The following is an 18072-nucleotide window of genomic DNA, read 5'->3' on the forward strand; positions in this document are numbered from 1 at the left end:
CCGTCGAGCGCATGATGCGCGACGCCAAGATCACCCAGATCTACGAAGGCACCAACCAGGTCCAGCGCATCGTCATGGCCCGCAACCTCCCGTAACACCCGGCCCGCTCACGCGGACGGACGAGAGGCCCCCCACCTCACGGCGGGGGGCCTCTCGTGTCACGCCGGGACGGCTCAGCGGTCCGACGTCACCGTGACCTTCTCGTCGTTCCGGATCTGCTCCACCAGCTGCTTCACCTTCGGCATGTCCCACTTCAGGGAGCCCTGCGGCGCGCTGCCCGAGATCGGGATGTTCATCGACTTCCCGTCGCCGCCGCTGATCCCCTTCATGGCGAAGAACATCTTGCCGAGGTCGTACAGCGACATGTCCTTGTCCACGATCAGCGTGTCCAGACCGGCGCCCAGCGTCGGGTAGAGCGCGAACGGGTTGAGGATCGTGCCCGGCGTCGCCGCCTGGTTGGCCAGGGCGGACAGGAACTTCTGCTGGTTCTTCGTCCGGGCCAGGTCCGACTCGGCGAAGGCGTAGCGGGTACGGACGAAGGCCAGCGCCTGCTCGCCGTCGAGGGTCTGCCGGCCGGCCTGGAAGTCGGCGCCGGACTTCTTGTCCTTGAAGCCCTTCTCGATGTTCATCTCGACACCGCCGAGCGCGTCCACGATGTTCGCGAATCCGGCGAAGCCGATCTCCGCGTAGTGGTCGATGCGCAGCCCGGTGTTGTACTCGACCGTGCGGACCAGCAGCTCCGGCCCGTCCATCGCGTACGCGGCGTTGAGCTTGGAGCCGCCCCGCGCGGCGAACTTCTTGCCGGACTCGGAACCGACGAAGGAGGGGATGGTCACCCAGGAGTCGCGGGGCAGGGAGATCATCGTGTTCCCGCTGCCGCACGCGGCGAGGATCATCATCGAGTCGGTCCGCTTGCCCTCGGCGGAGCCGGTGTGGAGCTTCTTCTTCTCCTCGGCCGACATGCCCTCACGGCTGTCGGAGCCGACGATCAGATAGGTCGTGCAGTCGCCCTCGGCCGGCCGCTCGATGACCTTGGCGAGATCGACCTCGTTGCGCATCCGCGAACTGGCCCAGGCGTAGGTTCCGACGCTCCAGGCGAGGACCGCCACCAGCAGCACGACGGAGCCGACCTTGATCCGGCGCCGCCAGTCCGGCGCGGGGCCCGGCGTCCGCGGGTCGTACTGCGGCGGGATGGTGCCCCGGCCGCCGCCCTGCGGGCTGCCGTAGACCTGCCCGGTGTTGTACCCGGAGTCGTAGCCCGGCTGCTGCCCGTAACCCTGTCCGTGCTGCGGGTCGTACTGCGGCGGCTGCGGGGGGACCTGCGGACGCTGCACATGGCGCATCGCACGCGCCCCCTCGGGCTGCGCGCTCGCGCTGCCACGGCCGTATCCGCGGTCGTCGGTGCGCCCATCGGGCCAGTCATTCATGCGGACAGTGTGCCGCCCTGTCGGCCCGGGCCGACAGGGCGGGGGGAATATCGGGTCGGCGCTGTTGCCAAGCTGATGCAAAACGGACGGCGCGAAGACGCCTCGGGGACCGGCATAAGGTGGAGGGCATGACAGATCAGGGCGATATCCCGGGCAAGCCCACCTCAGCGTCCCGCACCACGCTCAGCCACATCATGACCAGCCACGACACCAACCTCCTCGGGACGGTGCACGGCGGCGTGATCATGAAGCTGGTGGACGACGCGGCGGGCGCCGTCGCCGGCCGGCACTCGGGCGGCCCGGCCGTCACCGCCTCCATGGACGAGATGGTCTTCCTGGAGCCGGTGCGCGTGGGGGACCTGCTCCATGTGAAGGCCCAGGTCAACTGGACGGGCCGGTCCTCCATGGAGGTCGGCGTCCGCGTCATGGCCGAGCGCTGGAACGAGTCCACGCCCGCGCAGCAGGTCGGCTCGGCCTATCTGGTCTTCGCGGCGGTCGACGCCGACGGGAAGCCGCGGGTCGTCCCGCCCGTGCACCCCGAGACCGAGAAGGACAAGCGGCGCTACCAGGAGGCCCAGATCCGCCGCACCCACCGCCTGGCCCGCCGCCGCGCCATCAAGGAGCTGCGGGAGCGCCGCGCGGCGGAGGGCTACGAGGACTGACGGTCCGCCGCGGTCCGTCGAGGGCCCCGGGCCGTCCCGGGTCCGACGAGAACCCCGTACAGCCGCCTACGGGCAGACCACCTGGTCCCCGGTGACCGCCTCGAAGGTGCCCGAGGGCGACTCCGCGCGGACCGCCGTCACGCCCCGGTAGTCGGCGCCCACCGTCACCCGCATCGTCCCGCCCTGCCCCTTCACCGGCCGCAGCTCCGCCCCCGGCAGCGCCGCCGCCAGCGACTTCGCCGAGCGGTCCCAGCCCGGGTCGTACTCCACCACCGTGCTCCGGCGCTCCGGCCCCTGACCGGTGCGCGGCACGCCGGTGGTGTCGAAGCCCGTCCCGCGCAGCGCGTCGTCGACCTTCCGGCCCAGACCGTCGGTGCGCGTCCCGTTGTAGACCTGCACCCGGACCGTCCTCGGCGCCACGTCCACCACCACCGTCCGCGGGCCCTTGGCTGCCGTCCGGTGCGGCGCCAGGGGCCGGTCCTCGCGCAGGGACTGGAAGAGCTTCTGCGCCTTGGCCGCGTCCCACTTCACCGTGGAGCCGATCCCCTTCACCGGGAAGCTCATGTCGCCGATCGGCACCGACACGAACTCCGACGACGCCGGCGAGAAGGTCCGCATCGCCTTGGCGAGGCCCAGCATCTCGGTCGTACCGAAGTCACGGTCGGCCCGCACCGACGTCAGCATGGTCGAGGCGACCGTGCGGAACCTCACCGGGTTGAGCAGCACCCCGCTGCCGGCCACCTTGTGGATCAGCGCGGCGACGAAGCGCTGCTGGCGCTGCATCCGCCCGATGTCCGCCGCCCCGTCGACATGCCGCGAGCGGACGTACTGCAGCGCCTGGCCGCCGGTCAGCTCGTGCGTCCCGGCCGCCAGGTCGAGCCCGGTGTACTCGTCCTTCATCGGCCGGGTGGTGCAGATCCGCACCCCGCCGACCGCGTCGACCGTCCGCATGAAGCTGGTGAAGTCGACCTCCACGTAGTGGTCGATCTTGACGCCCGTCATGTTCTCCACGGTCCGCACGGTGAGCCCGGGCCCACCCTCGGCGTACGCGGCGTTCAGCTTCACCGGGTGCGCCTGGTGCCGCTCGCCGGTGGTCGTGTCGACGTGCTCCGGCATCTCGGCGTACGAGTCGCGCGGCAGGCTCACCACACTCGCCCGCTCCCGGTCCTGGGAGATGTGCACGATCATCACCGTGTCCGTGCACCGGCACGGCGCACCGCCGAGCCGGTACGCCTTCCGCTCCTCCTCGGTGATCCGCTCCCTGCCGTCCGTCCCCACGACCAGCACGTTCATCCCGTGCCCGGCCTGGGGACGGTTCTTCATGTCCTTGAACGGATCGACCCGGTCGATGCCGGTGTCCAGGCTGGTGACCACCGCGTGACCGATCCCACCCGCGCCCAGGACCAGCACCGACAGCGTCGTCGCCATCCGCATGCCCCACCGGGGCCGCGCCGCCCGTCTGACACGCCGGTCCTGTCCCGGACGGGCGGGAGCCTGGCGGGGACGGGGCGGGCGGGACGGTGTGGGCACCGGGGGACACCTCCGCGGTGTGACGAGGGGGACCGTGAGCACCGTAGGCCCATACGATCAGCGCCAGCGGGCACCGGTCCCCGCGGCGCGCGTCCGTGTCCCCCATTCGCGGTAACGTGACAGGGCCTACGCCTCCCCCCGTGACCCCGAGGAAGAGATGCCCTCCGCCCTGCCGCCCGTCTCCGTGATCATGCCGGTCCTCAACGAGGAGCGGCACCTGCGCAACTCGGTCCGTCACATCCTGGAGCAGGAGTACGACGGCGAGATGGAGGTGGTCATCGCGCTCGGGCCCTCCACGGACCGCACCGACGAGATCGCCGCCGAACTCGTACGGGAGGACCCCCGGGTCCACACCGTCCCCAACCCCACGGGCCGCACGCCCGCCGCGCTCAACGCGGCGATCAAGGCGTCGCGTCACCCGATCGTGGTGCGGGTCGACGGCCACGGCATGCTCTCGCCCGACTACATCGCGACGGCGGTCCGGCTCCTGGAGGAGACCGGCGCGCAGAACGTCGGCGGCATCATGCACGCCGAGGGCGAGAACGCATGGGAGGAGGCCGTCGCCGCGGCGATGACCTCGAAGATCGGCGTGGGCAACGCCGCCTTCCACACCGGCGGCCAGGCCGGCCCGGCCGAGACCGTCTACCTCGGCGTCTTCCGCCGTGAGGCCCTGGAACAGCAGGGCGGCTACAACGTCGAGTTCATCCGCGCCCAGGACTGGGAGCTGAACTTCCGCATCCGCGAGGCGGGCGGCCTGATCTGGTTCTCGCCCGAGCTGCGCGTCCAGTACCGGCCGCGGCCGAGCGTGCGCGCCCTGGCCAAGCAGTACAAGGACTACGGCCGTTGGCGTCACGTGGTGGCCCGCTACCACCAGGGCTCGATCAACCTCCGCTATCTCGCGCCGCCCACCGCGGTCTGCGCGATCGCGGCCGGCCTGGTGGTGGGCGCGACGCTCACCCCGCTCGGCTTCGTGATCCCGGCCGGCTATCTCGCGGCGATCACCGCCGGATCCGTCCCGGCGGGCAAGGGCCTCCCGCTGAAGGCCCGGCTCCAGATCCCGGTGGCGCTCGCGACGATGCACATGTCGTGGGGATACGGCTTCCTGACCAGCCCGCGCGCGCTCGCGAGGAAGGTCATCGCGAGCCGCCGCCCGGCGGTGACCGCCGAGAAGGTCTGAGCCCCGTTCGCGTACGCCGTCGTACGGCTCCGTGCGACGGCGCGGGGCGAAGGGCGTGGCAGGACCAGGGCTTCGTACGACGGCGAGGGCCGGGAACCCCACGGGGTACCCGGCCCTCGCCGTACGTGCCCGGACGGATCAGCTCTTCCCGTCCCAGCGGTAGACGCTGTAGACGTCCATGCAGTCCGTCTTGTCGGCCGCGCCCTCCGGGAGGTCACCGGCCACGTCCTTGGGCTTCTTGTACGTCGTGCCCTCGCGCCAGTCCGCGCCGATCACGAGTGCGATGCTCTCCGCCGTGCCGTCCGCACGGACCGCCGAGTCGGGCAGGCCGAACGCCCTGGCCACGGACAGGGCGTCCGCCTTGCCCTGGTCGCCGTCCGCCTTCGGGTACTTGACCACGGTGTCCTTGCGCGGCTCGGCGCTCCGCGAGGACTCGGCCCGCGTGAAGCCCTTGCCCACGAGGGCCTCGGCCAGGGCGCCGGCGCGGCCGTCCACGGACGCCTCGCCGCCGCCGCCCGTACCGTTGATCACCGTGATGTCCAGAGTCCCCGGCGCTCCCGCGGCCGGGCCCTTCGGCTTGGCGGAGGCCGAGACGGTCGGCTTGGCGCCCGCCGGATCGCCGTTCTTGTCGAAGGCGACGTCGTCGCGGAGCATCGACCAGATCTTGTCCGCGGACTTCTCGACCATGACGAGCTTGTTCTGGTCCTGCGCCCAGGCGGCCGTGGGGACGGTCGCCATCGTCAGACGGTCCAGCTTCACGTTCTTCAGCTGCATCGACAGCTCGAAGAGCTTCGCGACCGTACCGATCTCGTCCGACACCTGAAGCGCCTTGGTCGCGGTCTCGGCGAGGCCCATCAGCCGGCCGGTGTCGCTCCAGGCGTTCTGCTTCTGGAGCTTCTCGACCATGCCGTTCATGTACATGTGCTGCGCCTTGGCGCGGTTCTGGTCGCTGCCGAAGGCGTGCCGGGTCCGCAGCCACTGGAGCGCCTGCTCGCCCTTGACCTCGGTGGTGCCCTGCGGCAGCTTCAGACCGGAGCCGCCCTTGACCTGCCGGGTCGACCGGTCGTGCACGCCGGTCCTCACGCAGACGGGGACACCGCCGACCTCGTCGGCCATCGCGACCACACCCGCGAAGTCGACCATCATCCAGTGGTCGACGTAGACGCCGGTGATGCTCTCCCACGTCGTCAGCGTGCAGCCCGGACCACCCCGCTGCAGCGTCTCGTTGATGGGCTTGGTGGTGGTGGCCGGGTAGGGCGTGCCCTTGTCGTCCTTGCACTCCGGGATCGGCACGATCGTGTCGCGCGGTATGGAGACGACCGAGGCGTTCTTGCGGTCCGCCGAGATGTGCAACAGCATCTGCACGTCGGCGAGCGGCTTGCGGTCCCGCTCGTTCTTGCCGCCGCCGAGCGCCACGTTCCGGGCGTCGGCGCGGCTGTCGGAACCGATGAGGAGGATGTTGAGGGGGGTGTCGCCGAGCGCGTTCGGCGGGGCCTTCTTGACCCCGCTGTCGCCACCGGCGCGGCCACCGCTGCGGATGTTGCCGTTGAGGTGCTGGTAGTAGAGGTATCCGGCGCCCGCCGTGCCGAGTATCAGCAGCGAGAGCGTGGCGGCGACCCAGCGGAATATCCGGCGTTTCCCGGACTTCCTGGCACGTCTGCGCGGCCCTTGGCGCCGGTGGCCCGTGCCCGTACCGCCGGCACCGCGTCCGCGGCTCCGCCGCCCGCCGCCGTCCGGCAGGCCGTCGCCCTCGTCCTCGGGACCCGTGCCGCCCCCGGCGCCCCGGCGGGTGGTCCGGGTGCCCCCGGCACCCTCGCCCTCCTCGTCGTACAGACTCTCGTCCCAGCCCAACTCGCGGGCGTGCGGAACGCGTCCCCGCGTCCCCTCCCTGCGCACGCTGCTCTGTCCCACCCCAGGGTCCCCTCGTTGCTCAGGCGTCGCCCGCGACCCGGTGTTTCCGGGTCACTTGGCGCACACCTGCTTGTCGGCTACTACCTTCTGCACACCGTCCGGCGCCTTTGCCGGTCCGGTGATGGGCACCCCCGCGCCCTTGAAGTCCGCGCCGAGGACGAGCGTCATGGGCTCGCGCTCCCCGGCGTTCTGCGTGCCCGGCTTGAGCGCCGAGGCGGGCAGACCCATCATGTCCGCGAGCTTGCGGGCCTGATCGGCCTGGTTCGGTGCGTACGTGAGCGTGGTCTTCGCCGCCTTCTCGGGGGCGTTGCTCTTGTTGGAGGACCGGAGCACGCCCTGGTCGTTCTGCAGCCAGTCGATCGTCTTCTGCGCCGCGCCCGTGATGCCGCTGCCGTTGTAGACGTCGACGCGCACCTGGGAAGCGGTGGCGCGGGCGCCCTTGAGCAGCGCCGCCTGAGCGTTCTTGGCGTCCTGCTGCTGCTTCTTCACCTCGGTCAGGGAGGTGTCGGACTGCATCATGGCGAACAGCTGCGGCGCCTGGGTCGGATGCGGCACGACCGTGATCGGCGTCGGCTCGTCCGGGTTGTCGATGACCGGAAGCGTCGCGAAGGTGATGTTCTTCGTGTCGATCTTGGCGAGTTCCTCGGCGAGCGACGTGAGCTTCTTGATACTTCCTATGCCCGTGTCGACGGTCAGCGCGTTGGTCGCGGCCTCGGCGAGCCCGTACAGCTTGGTCGGGCTGGTCAGGGTGTCGTCCGACTTCATCTGCCGGATCATCGAGCTGAGGAACTGCTGCTGCACCTGGATGCGGTCGAGGTCGCTCTTGTTCCCGAAGCTGGAGCGGGTGCGGACGAAGGCCAGGGCCTGCTCGCCCTGGATGGTCGACTCGCCGGCCGGCAGCTTCAGATGGGACTTCGGGTCGTCGACCGGCTTGGCCAGGCACACTTTCACGCCGCCGACGGCCGTCGTCATCTCCTTGACCGCGTTGAAGTCGGCCATCATGAAGTGGTCGACGGTCAGCCCGGTGAGCTTCTGGACGGTACGCATGGTGCAGCCCGGGTCGCGGCCGTCCTGGCCGAGGCTGTTGTTGAACCGGTCCGCCGCCTTGCCGGGGATGGTGGCGGTCGATCCGTCCGGCTGCTTGGTCTCGCAGTCCGGGATCTCCGTGATCAGGTCACGCGGGATGGACATCGCCGTGGCGTTCGTCCGGTCCTTCGAGACGTGGAAGAGGATCGTGGTGTCGGCGTGCCCGGGGCTGCTCTTGTCGCCGTAGCCCTCGTTGCCGTCGCCGGTCCGCTTGTCCGTACCGATCAGCAGGATGTTGACGGGCTGGTCCTTCTTGAACCCGCCGCTGCCCGCTCCGGCCACGTCGACCGTGTCGATGTTGCCGTCGAAGTGGCTGTACAGCGCGTACGCGCTCGCCGCGCCGGCCACGAGGACGACCGCCATCGTGCCGCCGGTCCACAGCAGGACCTTCTTCTTGCGGGACTTCTGCGGCTTGCGCTTGCGCCGGCCCGCCGACGGCTGCCCGCCCGTCGTGCCCTCGGTGACACGACGGCGGCGCTGCCCGGGTACGGGCGCCTCGGTGGCGGTGCGGGAACGCTCGGCGCCTCGGCCGTGGTCGGCGCCGTGCCCGCGGTCCGTGCCCCGGCCGTGGTCCGCGCCGCGGCCGGGCTCGGCGGTGCGCGAACGCCCGCCGGATCTCTGGCCGGGGGTGGTGGCACCGCGGGGATGGGACGGAAGCGACGACTGCCCACCGGAGTGGTTCAGTCGCAGTTCGTAGTTGCCGGTCTGCGGGTTGAGGACCCACTGGTCGGCGGGGTCGATCTCATCCGCCCGTCCACGGCTGTGCGCGTCCACGGTTACTTGAATCCTCCGTCGGTGCCACGCGAGGCGCCTCCCCCGTGGCGCTCGGTCGTTCGATCCGTATGAGTGCGCGACCACGTGGTCGGGAGCACCGGATCGCGTCACACTATCCGCCCAGTTCAGCGTGGGGCGACGTCCGTGACAAATTCCACGCCCCTTACAACCGGGCAATTTGCTCAAACCTCATGCACCACAGCCCTCCCCTTGAGCTCCGCTTTACCCGCCGTCCGGAGGGCAGGCCCTCTCCGCCGCGTTGTGCCCGGTGAACGTCGGTGTCGGCGCCACGCTCGGCGCTCCCGCGTCGTCCTGTTCTTCCGTCTCGCCGTAGCGCGCCACCGTGACCGGCTTGTCCTCGCGCAGCCGTGTGAACAGCTGGCTCGCCTTGGGTTGTACGAGTTCGTCCCGGTTCGGGTCGTACGTGTACGGGCGGCGCGGCACCGTGAGGAACTGCACCTTCTCCGTCGGGATGCTCCGCATGGAACGCGCCAGGTTGTAGAGGTCCCGCAGCGAGTCGAGCCCGGGGTCGGTCGTGATCGACTTGGTCGCCGCGTCCAGGACCGGGTAGAGCCGGGTCGGGTTGAGCAGGACGCCGTTGCTCTGGACCTTGTTGACCAGGGCGCCCAGGAACTGCTGCTGGCGGTCCATACGGTCGGTGTCACTGCCGTTGCCGAGCGTCTTGCGGGCCCGTACGAACCCCAGAGCCTGCTCGCCGCGGAGCGTCTGGCGCCCGGCCGCCAGCTTCAGATGGGCGTCATCGTCGTCGATGGGCTCCCTGAGGCAGACCTCCACCCCGTCGACGGCGTCGACCATCTTCTTGAAGCCCCCGAAGTCGATCACCATGTGGTGGTCGACCCGGATCTTCGTCAGCCGCTCGACGGTACGGATCGTGCACGCCGTCCCGCCGATCTCGAACGCCGAGTTGAACTGGGCGAACTGCTCACGACTGCGCTTTCCGTCCGTTTCCCGGCAACCGGGGATGTCCACCATCAGATCGCGCGGGATGGAGACGGCCGTGGCGCTCGACCTGCCGGCCGAGATGTGCAGCAGGATCGTGGTGTCCGAGCGCTGGGTGCCCTTGTCCTTGCCGTACTTGGCGTTACCGGCGCCCGCCCGGGTGTCCGAGCCGATCATCAGGATGTTCCTCGCGGCCGACACCACGGGCGCGGGCCGCTCCTTCTCGTACTTGAGCAGTTCGGCGGCGGCGGTGGTGTCCGTGGTGATGTTGCCGTCGAGCTTGCGGTAGAACCACCAGCCCGCGGCGGCCGCGCCCAGCACGACCACCGAGACCCCGAGCGCCGTCCAGCGCAGCCAGTGCCGCCGCCTGCCGGGGGCGCCGCCGTCGGGCGTCTGGCCGTCCCCCGAGCCGCCGCCCGCCGGGCCGCCGTCTCCCGGACCGCCTCCGGAGGCGCCGAGGCGCCCCAGGGTGCCGGTCCCGCTGGCGGTGCCGGCTGACACGGCGGCGGGGGTGCCGGGGGCGCCGGGCTGCCGTGCCGGTCCTGCCGTGCCGGACCCGGCGGCGGCGCCGGGCTTGCTCGGCGTACCTGCGGTGCCGGGCTTGCTCGGCGTACGCGCCCTGCTTGGCGTACGTGCCGTTCCCGCCTTGTCGGACGCTCCGGTGGTTCCGGGTTTGTCGGCCGTGCTCGCCGTGCCGGCCGTGCCCGCGTCACCTGCCGTACCAGCGGCACCTGCCGTGCTCGCCGCACCTGTCTGGCCCGGCTTGGCCGGCTTGTTCGTCCGGCGGGCCGCCTTGCGCGCCTTGCCCGCCTGTCCGGCGGTGCCGGGCGCGTCGGAGGTGCTGGACGTCTCGTCCTCGGCCGGGTGGTCCGGTTCGGCGGGCGTGCCAGCACTGTCCGTCACGTCTGAGTCCGTCCTTCATGGCGTCGGCGGCGCGCCCGGGCCGCCGGTCGCAGAGGTAGACGGCTGAACCTGACGCTTGGTTGTGCGGGAAGGGATGCGTACCCGCCGATCATGTACCGGAGTTGACGCGCAGACCCGGGGACTCGGCGGGTCGTTGCGCCGTACGAGTGGATCTCCGGCCGGTCGTCACACGGCTGTCGCGGTGACGCGCTCGCTCTCCACGCGCTTGCCCAGCGCCTCGGGCGCAAGCCGGTCCAGGTTCCGGCACAGGACGACCGAGGCGTCGGCCGCCAGGGGGGCGTACAGACCGGCGGAGACCCCGTCCCAGGTGTCGTACGAACGCCCGGACAGCAGCCGTGCCCCGGCGGTGAGGCCCAGCGTCCCGGCGTCCGCGCGGGCCCGCTCGACGAGCTGGGCTCCCGTCAGTTCCGTACCGTCGACCAGGAGGGCGGGGGCGTCCGCGTCGACGGGTACGAAGGGGGCGAACCGGTCACCCTGGCTCGGCACCTCGACCGCGTAGTCGGCGTATCCCGCGGGCGGCGCCGGGAAGCGGCGGCCCAGCGGGGCCAGGGAGAGCGCGATCCGGTCCCCGGAGCAGGCGAGACCCGCCTCCAGGGTGTCGGGGCCCGCGACGACGTAATCGGCGTCGGCCGGGTCGCCGCCGAGCTCGGCGGTCACGCCGACCGAGGAGCAGGCGAGCAGCCAGGCCGCGGTCTGCCAGTGGGCGGGCAGCAGCAGAGCGAGCCGGTCGCCGGGGGAGGCGGACAGCTCGCCCTGGAGCAGGTTGGCCGTCTTGGCCACCCAATTGGCGAAGGTGGCGACGGACAATTCCACGCGCTCACCGGTGGCGTCGTCGTAGAAGGTGACCAAGGGGCGGGCAGGATCCGCGGCGAGCGCGGATCGCAGCAGGTCGGCGGGGGTGCGGTCGCTGGCGTTCACGCGGGCAAGGGTACGCGCGGAGGCGCGTGCGGACCCCCCGTACCGGTGACACCGTCCACCGGTCGGACCGACGGCCCGTCAGTTTCCGGGCCTCTTCCCGCCGAGCGGAACGGCCCGGGGATACGGACGATCTCTCCATGCGTGCCTACCTCGTTTCCTCGATCGCCGTCACGTGCGCGGCAGCCCTGGCGCTGCCGCTGACCCTTGCGACGCCCGCGGCGTCGCACCCCGGCGGGCCGCCCGTCGGTCCTGCCGCCGCCCCCTCGGGTGAGGGGGGCGTCGCCGGATCCACCCAGTCCCTGCGCCTCGTGCCGCTCGGAGGCGGTGAACGGACCGTCGGAGGCGATCCCGCCGAGCGCGGTCTCGCCCGACGGGACGTCAGGCCCTTCTCCCTGCTCGGAGTGGTGTGGGACGACGTCAGGGCCCCGCTGCACGGCACCGTCCAGGTCCGCACCCGGGCCACCGGTGGCTCGGCCTGGTCGGGGTGGCAGGACGTGGAGACCCACACCGGCGAACACGGGGCCGACCCCGGGAGCCGGGAGGGCGGGTCGGGAAGGCTGCGTGGTGCCACCGCACCGCTGTGGGTCGGCGACTCGGACGGCGTCGAGATCCGCGTACGGCCGGACGGCGGGGGAGCGGCAGCGCTGCCCGCCGGGCTGCGACTCGAACTGATCGATCCGGGACCGGAGCCGGGGCAGGCCGCACCGGGCGCGTCGCCGGAGGCCGCCGAGCGGTCGACCTCCTCCGTGGTGTCGCCCGCCGCCGCCTCCGTCGCCGGAGTCCCGGCCGCGGGCGCGGCCGTGCTCCCGGCGCTGTCCCGCGCGGCGACGGCGGCGGCGGCCGGGTTTTCGACGTCCGCCGCGGCGAAGCCGTACATCGGACCACGCCCGAAGATCGTGACCCGCAAGGGCTGGGGCGCGGACGAGAAGATGCGGGAGAAGGGCTTCGTCTACACCAAGTCGGTCAAGGCGGCCTTCGTCCACCACTCCGCCACCGGCAACAACTACACCTGCCGCCAGGCACCCTCCGTCCTGCGCGGCATCTACCGCTTCCACGTCAAGAGCAGTGGCTGGCGTGACTTCGGCTACAACTTCGCCGTCGACAAGTGCGGAAACATCTACGAAGGCCGCGCCGGGGGTGTCTCGAAGCCGGTCCTGGGCGCCCACACCCTCGGCTTCAACACCAACAGCACGGGGATCGCGGTCATCGGCACCTACAGTTCCACCAACCCACCGGCCGCCGCCTTGACGGGTGTGGCGCGCCTGACGGCGTGGAAGCTGGGGCTGCACGGGGGGAATCCGACGGGCAAGGCGACCCTGACGTCCGGCGGCGGGAACCGCTACAAGAAGGGCAAGAAGGTCAAGTTCAACACCATCGCGGGCCACCGTGACGGCTTTGTGACGGACTGTCCCGGCGGACGCCTGTACGGCAAGCTCGGCAGCGCCAGAACGGCGTCGGCGAAGTACCAGGGGCGACGGTGACGAGGAGCGGCCTGACCGTCCGCATAAACTGACCGGTCATATCGCACGGACGAACGATGTGCCGGACCCGGACAGGAAGCAGAGACGACAGGTGACAGAAGCGATCCTCCTGGTCGGTGGCAAGGGCACACGGCTGCGACCCCTGACGGTGAACACCCCGAAACCGATGGTTCCGGCGGCGGGTGTCCCGTTCCTGACGCACCAACTGGCCCGTGCCCGGGCGGCGGGAGTCGAGCACATCGTGCTCGCCACGTCCTACCTGGCGGAGGTCTTCGAGCCCTACTTCGGCGACGGTTCGTCGCTGGGGCTGAGCCTGGAGTACGTGACCGAGGACGAGCCGCTCGGCACGGGCGGCGCGATCCGCAACGTCGCCTCGCGCCTGCGCTCCGGCCCGGACGACCCGGTCCTCGTCTTCAACGGCGACATCCTGACCGGCCTGGACATCCAGGCGCTGGTCGCCACCCACGCCGCGTCGGGCGCCGACGTCTCGCTGCACCTGACCCGGGTCGAGGACCCGAGGGCGTTCGGTCTGGTCCCGACGGACGGCAGCGGCCGCGTCACCGCCTTTCTGGAGAAGCCGCAGACGCCGGAGGAGATCGTCACCGACCAGATCAACGCGGGGGCGTACGTCTTCCGCCGCTCGGTCATCGACACGATCCCGGCCGGCCGGCCCGTCTCCGTCGAGCGCGAGACGTTCCCCGAGCTGCTGGCCTCGGGGGCACACCTCCAGGGCATGGTCGACTCCACGTACTGGCTCGACCTGGGCACCCCGCAGGCCTTCGTCCGCGGCTCGGCCGACCTGGTCCTGGGCCGCGCCCCGTCCCCGGCGGTCCCGGGCCGCTGCGGCGACCGCCTCGTCCTGCCGTCGGCCCGCGTCGCCCCGGACGCCAAGCTCACGGGCGGCACGGTGGTCGGCGCGGACGCGGTGGTCGGCGAGGGCGCCCGTGTCACGGGCTCCGTGCTCCTGGAAGGAGCGGTGGTCGAACCGGGCGCGGTGATCACCGACTCCCTGATCGGAGCGGGCGCCCGCGTCGGCGCCCGCACGGTCCTGACGGGCACGGTCATCGGCGACGGCGCGCACGTGGGCGCCGACAACGAGCTCCGCGACGGCGTCCGCGTCTGGTGCGACACCCGCCTCCCCGCGGGCTCGGTCCGCTTCTCCTCGGACCAGTAGCCCGGGCACGAACGGGACGGCGGCCGGTGGCCGTGCGGGCCGGGGTCTCGGTGGGGGCGGGGTGTGGCCGGCGCCGTTCGGCGGGCTTTCGGGCCGGGGCCGGCCGCATGTGGGCGCGGGGCGCCGTGGGTCACCCGGCGGCCACCTCCGGCGCGGCGCTCTCCGCCGGGGCCGGCCCGAGCCGCCCTCCGGCGGGACTCGGCCACCCGCCCGTACTCCGCGTCCTCCCCGTCCCCCGGCCGGTGCGGCGCCGCACGGTGCGACCCGCCGGGTTCCGGACGCTTACCCTCGTACCCATGGCCGGCCGCTTCGCTCCACGTCCCACCCGCACCAGCGTGCGCGGCGGTCACGTCCCCGTACCCGCTCCTCGGGTGGCCGGCGCCGCTCCCGTGGCCGGGGTCACCCGTCGATGGGTGCCGGACGCGCCCCTCGATCTGGGGCTCACCCTCGGCCCGCTGCGCCGCGGTCCCGGTGACCCCACCTTCCGTGCCACCCCCGACGGGTCCGTCTGGCGGACCAGCCGCACACCCGCCGGGCCCGGCACCCTCAGGGTCGCCGCCCGGGGCGGCGCGGTGGAGGCCGAGGCATGGGGACCCGGCGCGGAGTGGTTCCTCGACCGGCTGCCCCAGCTCCTCGGCGCCGACGACGACCCCTCCGCCTTCACCCCCCGCCACCGGCTCCTCGCCGCCACCCACCGCCTCCGCCCCGGCCTGCGGCTCACCCGGACCGGCCTGGTGATGGAGTCGCTGGTCCCGTCGATCCTGGAGCAGAAGGTCACGACGGACGAGGCGTACCGCGCCTGGCGTCTTCTCGTACGGAAGTTCGGCGAGCCCGCCCCCGGTCCCACGCCGGAGGGGACGTACGGGCTGCACGTCGTGCCCGACGCCCGCACCTGGTCGCTCATCCCCTCCTGGGAGTGGCACCGCGCCGGCGTCGACGGCAAGCGCGCCGCCACCGTCCTGCGCGCGGCCAAGGTCGCCCGCCGCATGGAGGAGGCCGCGGCGATGGAGCCCGAAGACGCCCAGCGACGGCTGGAGGTGATCCCGGGCATCGGCCCGTGGACCTCCGCCGAGACGGTGCAGCGCAGCAACGGCGCCCCGGACGCCGTCAGCGTCGGCGACTACCACCTTCCGAGCATCGTCGGGTACGCGCTGGCGGGCGACCGCACCGCCGACGACGCCGCCATGCTCGAACTGCTCGCGCCCTACGAGGGGCAGCGGCACCGCGCGGCCCGGCTGATCCTGCTCAGCGGCCGGACCCCACCGCGCCGCGCGCCCCGGATGACCCCGGGCAACATCGCGGCGCTCTGATCACCGCGCTTCCCGCCGCGACCGCCCTCCCCACGACCGTGCTCCCCACGACCGACCGAGTGAGCGACGCCGAGGCGACCGAGGTCGGACCGGCCGACCGCAGCGGCGACCGAAACGACCCGACCACCGACGTCCCGGTCCCGCCGTCAGCGCACCTCGATGAACTGCCCCGCCTGTCGCGCGGGCCGTTCCTTCGGCGGCGCCGCCGCGTGCCCGACCGCCACGGCCCCCATCGGATCCCAGCCTTCCGGTAGTCCGAGCACCTCACGGACGACGTCACGGCAGAACATCGTCGAGGACACCCACGCGGAGCCCAGCCGTTCACCGGCCAGCGCCACCAGGAAGTTCTGCACGCCCGCCCCGGCGGCCACGACGAACATCTCGCGTTCGGCGGCGTCCCGGCGCGGATCGCCGTAGTGGTGGGAGCCCTCCATGACCAGGCAGGGCACGACCAGGTACGGGGCGTTGCGCAGCACATCGCCGCGGCGGACCCGCCGGGCGACCGACTCCTCCGACTTGCCGTCCCGGCGCAGGTCCGCGATCCAGGCGTCCCGCATTGCGTCGAGCAGCCGGGTGCGGGACTCGGCCGATTCGAGCAGCACGAAACGCCAGGGCGTGGTGTGGTGCGGGGCCGGCGCCGTGACGGCGGCCGCGACGGCGCGCCGCACCGCCCCCGGGTCGACGGGCTCGTCGGTGAACTCGCGGACGGTACGCCGCAGGGTCACCGCTTCCCGTACCGCCTCCGAGGTGCCGAGCCGGAACATGTCGTCGGCGGCGCTCCTGACCAGCGCCCGTGCGCCCTCCTCGGCCTCGCCCACCAGGTGCGGCAGCCCGCGCACGACGGCGACCGGCAGGCCGCTCGCCTTGCCCTTGACGAGATCCCCCGCCGCCGCCAGTTCGTCGGCGGTGGCGACGACGGTCGCGCCGAGGGGGTTGCCGTGGGCGTCCGTACCGCCGCGCAGGTCGTCGAGGACCCGCACGCCGGCGGCGCCGATGGCCACGTCCGTCAGACCGCTGCGCCAGGGCCGGCCGAAGGTGTCGGTGACGACGACGCCGACGTCGACCCCGAGCGCGTCCCGCAGCCCTTCGCGCAGCGCCCGGGCCGAGGCGTCCGGGTCGACGGGCAGCAGCAGGACGGTCCCGGCGGGAGTGTTGGACGCGTCGACCCCGGCGGCGGCCATGACGAGCCCCTGCCGGTTCTCGACGATCCGGAGCGCGCCGCGCCGCGCGACCACGCGTACGGTCTCGGCGTCGATCGCCTCCTCGCGGTCGTCGGCGGCGATCATCCGCCCCTCGGCCTTGCTCACGATCTTGGAGGTGACGAGCAGGACGTCGCCGTCCCGGAGCCCGGGGGAGGCGGAGGCGATCAGCTTGGCGAGATCGTCCCCGCTCCCCACCTCGGGAAGCCCGGCGAGCGCCCACACCCGATAGGCGGGCCCGGCCGCCTCGGCGACCTCCACCGTCCGCGGGACCTCGGCCGCCACCGGAACCCCGGCCGTCTCGGCGACCTCCATCGTCCGCGGGACCTCAGCCGCCTCGGCGAGCCCGGCCGCCACCGGAACCCCCGCCGTTTCGGCGACCCCGGCCGACTCCGTGACCCCGGCCGCCTCGCCAACCTCCGCCGACTCCCCGACCTCGCCCGTCCCCGTAACCTCGCCCGTCTCCGTGAACTCCATCGCCCCCGACACCCCCGCCGCCCCCGTCATCCCCGGACCTCCTCCGCCAGGGCCAGCGCCTCGCGGGCCATCGCCGTCGTCGCGTCCAGGTCCGTCATCATCAGCGGCACCGCCCGGCAGCGGATCCCCGCCGCCTCGACGTCCGCCACGCTTCCGCCGTCGACCGTGTCGACCAGCCAGCCGTCGAGCAGCCCCGAGCCGTAGTGCCGCGCCACCGCGGAGGCCGTGGGCTCGACACCCACCGCCGCGAGGACCTTGTCGGCCATGCCCCGCACGGGCGCGCCGCCGACGATGGGGGAGAGGCCGACGACCGGCACGTCCGCCTCGGCGATCGCCTCACGGATGCCCGGGACGGCCAGGATCGTGCCGACCGACACGACGGGGTTGGAGGGCGGGAAGAGGACGACGTCCGCCTCGGCGATCGCCTCCAGGACGCCGGGCGCCGGCTTCGCGGCCTCCGCGCCGACCGGCACGACGGCCTTGGCCTCGACGGACGCGCGCAGCCGCACCCAGTACTCCTGGAAGTGCACCGCCCGGGACTCGCCGTCCACGTCGATGGCGACATGGGTCTCGATCCGGTCGTCGGACATCGGGATCAGCCGCACGCCGGGCTGCCAGCGGGCGCACAGCGCCTCGGTGACGGCGCTCAGCGGATAGCCCGCTCCCAGCATCTGGGTGCGGACGATGTGGGTGGCGAAGTCGCGGTCGCCGAGACCGAACCACTCCGGCCCGACCCCGTACGCCGCGAGCTCCTCCTTCACCGTGAAGGACTCGTCCTGACGGCCCCAGCCCTGCTCCTCGTTGATGCCACCACCGAGGGTGTACATCACGGTGTCGAGGTCGGGGCAGACCTTCAGCCCGAAGAGATGGATGTCGTCACCGGTGTTGCCGATGACGGTGATCTCCGCGTCGGGCGCGGCCCGCTTGAGACCGCGAAGGAAGCGGGCACCGCCGATGCCACCTGCCAGAACCACAATGCGCATGCGAACAGTCTGTCAGGCGAAGACCGATCCCCTGAGGGGTGGTGGCCGGGCGGCGGGCGGGCCCGTCGGGCGAAGCCCG

General features: G+C 72.4%; 14 protein-coding genes. 6 read left to right on the plus strand and 8 right to left on the minus strand.

Annotation, left to right across the window (positions count from 1 at the left end):
• Positions 1–95: acyl-CoA dehydrogenase family protein (locus ACZ68P_RS34095; RefSeq protein WP_132919430.1), on the plus strand; the 95-nt coding region annotated here is incomplete at its 5' end.
• Between the two features lie 78 nt (positions 96–173).
• Here ACZ68P_RS34095 and ACZ68P_RS34100 read toward each other — a convergent pair.
• Positions 174–1427, minus strand: a complete 1254-nt coding sequence (locus ACZ68P_RS34100; protein ID WP_471013036.1) for an LCP family protein — start codon at positions 1425–1427, stop codon at positions 174–176.
• Between the two features lie 128 nt (positions 1428–1555).
• On the opposite strand from ACZ68P_RS34100, the gene ACZ68P_RS34105 reads away from it, so the two are divergent.
• Positions 1556–2089 carry an acyl-CoA thioesterase gene (locus ACZ68P_RS34105; protein WP_365721892.1) on the plus strand — a complete coding sequence of 178 codons (534 nt, stop codon included), beginning with the start codon at positions 1556–1558 and terminating at the stop codon, positions 2087–2089.
• Positions 2090–2155: 66 nt separating this feature from the next.
• Here ACZ68P_RS34105 and ACZ68P_RS34110 read toward each other — a convergent pair whose 3' ends face one another.
• Positions 2156–3619 carry an LCP family protein gene (locus ACZ68P_RS34110; RefSeq protein WP_471013038.1) on the minus strand — a complete coding sequence of 488 codons (1464 nt, stop codon included), beginning with the start codon at positions 3617–3619 and terminating at the stop codon, positions 2156–2158.
• 157 nt (positions 3620–3776) lie between these two features.
• Here ACZ68P_RS34110 and ACZ68P_RS34115 point away from each other — a divergent pair, with 157 nt between their 5' ends.
• Positions 3777–4796: a glycosyltransferase family 2 protein gene (locus ACZ68P_RS34115; protein ID WP_471013040.1), complete on the plus strand. Its 1020-nt coding sequence runs from the start codon at positions 3777–3779 to the stop codon at positions 4794–4796.
• 138 nt (positions 4797–4934) lie between these two features.
• On the opposite strand, the gene ACZ68P_RS34120 is transcribed toward ACZ68P_RS34115, so the two are convergent.
• From ACZ68P_RS34120 to ACZ68P_RS34135, 4 genes are all read right to left on the minus strand, one after another.
• Positions 4935–6707 (minus strand): LCP family protein, encoded by a 1773-nt coding sequence (locus ACZ68P_RS34120; protein WP_471013042.1) that lies wholly within the window; start codon positions 6705–6707, stop codon positions 4935–4937.
• 51 nt (positions 6708–6758) lie between these two features.
• Positions 6759–8567 (minus strand): LCP family protein, encoded by a 1809-nt coding sequence (locus tag ACZ68P_RS34125; protein WP_471013044.1) that lies wholly within the window; start codon positions 8565–8567, stop codon positions 6759–6761.
• Between the two features lie 222 nt (positions 8568–8789).
• The gene (locus ACZ68P_RS34130) at positions 8790–10430 is read right to left on the minus strand and encodes an LCP family protein (RefSeq protein ID WP_471013046.1); all 1641 of its coding nucleotides are present in this window, start codon (positions 10428–10430) and stop codon (positions 8790–8792) included.
• A gap of 186 nt (positions 10431–10616) precedes the next feature.
• Positions 10617–11369, minus strand: a complete 753-nt coding sequence (locus ACZ68P_RS34135) for a TIGR03089 family protein (RefSeq protein ID WP_471013048.1) — start codon at positions 11367–11369, stop codon at positions 10617–10619.
• 137 nt (positions 11370–11506) lie between these two features.
• On the opposite strand from ACZ68P_RS34135, the gene ACZ68P_RS34140 reads away from it, so the two are divergent.
• The 3 genes from ACZ68P_RS34140 (at position 11507) to ACZ68P_RS34150 (ending at position 15334) form a co-directional block, all read left to right on the plus strand.
• A complete protein-coding gene (locus ACZ68P_RS34140) occupies positions 11507–12850 on the plus strand; it encodes a peptidoglycan recognition protein family protein (protein ID WP_471013050.1) in 1344 nt (447 codons plus the stop codon).
• Positions 12851–12941: 91 nt separating this feature from the next.
• Complete coding sequence (gene manB / locus ACZ68P_RS34145) at positions 12942–14024, plus strand: mannose-1-phosphate guanylyltransferase (protein WP_471013052.1); 1083 nt, start codon at positions 12942–12944, stop codon at positions 14022–14024.
• A 296-nt stretch (positions 14025–14320) separates the two neighbouring features.
• Positions 14321–15334, plus strand: a complete 1014-nt coding sequence (locus ACZ68P_RS34150) for a DNA-3-methyladenine glycosylase family protein (RefSeq protein WP_471013054.1) — start codon at positions 14321–14323, stop codon at positions 15332–15334.
• A gap of 146 nt (positions 15335–15480) precedes the next feature.
• Here the strand turns inward: ACZ68P_RS34150 and ACZ68P_RS34155 are convergent, their stop codons facing one another.
• Together ACZ68P_RS34155 and cofD are read right to left on the minus strand one after the other, a co-directional pair.
• Entirely contained in the window at positions 15481–17040 is a 1560-nt protein-coding gene (locus ACZ68P_RS34155) for a coenzyme F420-0:L-glutamate ligase (RefSeq protein WP_471013056.1), read from the minus strand.
• On the minus strand, positions 17037–17993 hold the full coding sequence (gene cofD / locus ACZ68P_RS34160) for a 2-phospho-L-lactate transferase (RefSeq protein WP_471013058.1): 957 nt from the start codon (positions 17991–17993) through the stop codon (positions 17037–17039). Before cofD ends, ACZ68P_RS34155 begins: the two co-directional genes overlap by 4 nt.
• Positions 17994–18072: the final 79 nt, after the last annotated feature.

Source organism: Streptomyces sp. NPDC036822 (assembly GCF_055609145.1).

Bases quoted from the DNA above. Each gene is read 5' to 3' on its own strand.
- ACZ68P_RS34140 (WP_471013050.1), top strand. From the start codon at position 11,507: ATGCGTGCCTACCTCGTTTCCTCGATCGCCGTCACGTGCGCGGCAGCC.
- ACZ68P_RS34150 (WP_471013054.1), top strand. From the start codon at position 14,321: ATGGCCGGCCGCTTCGCTCCACGTCCCACCCGCACCAGCGTGCGCGGC.
- cofD (WP_471013058.1), bottom strand. From the start codon at position 17,993: ATGCGCATTGTGGTTCTGGCAGGTGGCATCGGCGGTGCCCGCTTCCTT.
- ACZ68P_RS34100 (WP_471013036.1), bottom strand. From the start codon at position 1,427: ATGAATGACTGGCCCGATGGGCGCACCGACGACCGCGGATACGGCCGT.
- ACZ68P_RS34155 (WP_471013056.1), bottom strand. From the start codon at position 17,040: ATGACGGGGGCGGCGGGGGTGTCGGGGGCGATGGAGTTCACGGAGACG.
- ACZ68P_RS34105 (WP_365721892.1), top strand. From the start codon at position 1,556: ATGACAGATCAGGGCGATATCCCGGGCAAGCCCACCTCAGCGTCCCGC.
- ACZ68P_RS34115 (WP_471013040.1), top strand. From the start codon at position 3,777: ATGCCCTCCGCCCTGCCGCCCGTCTCCGTGATCATGCCGGTCCTCAAC.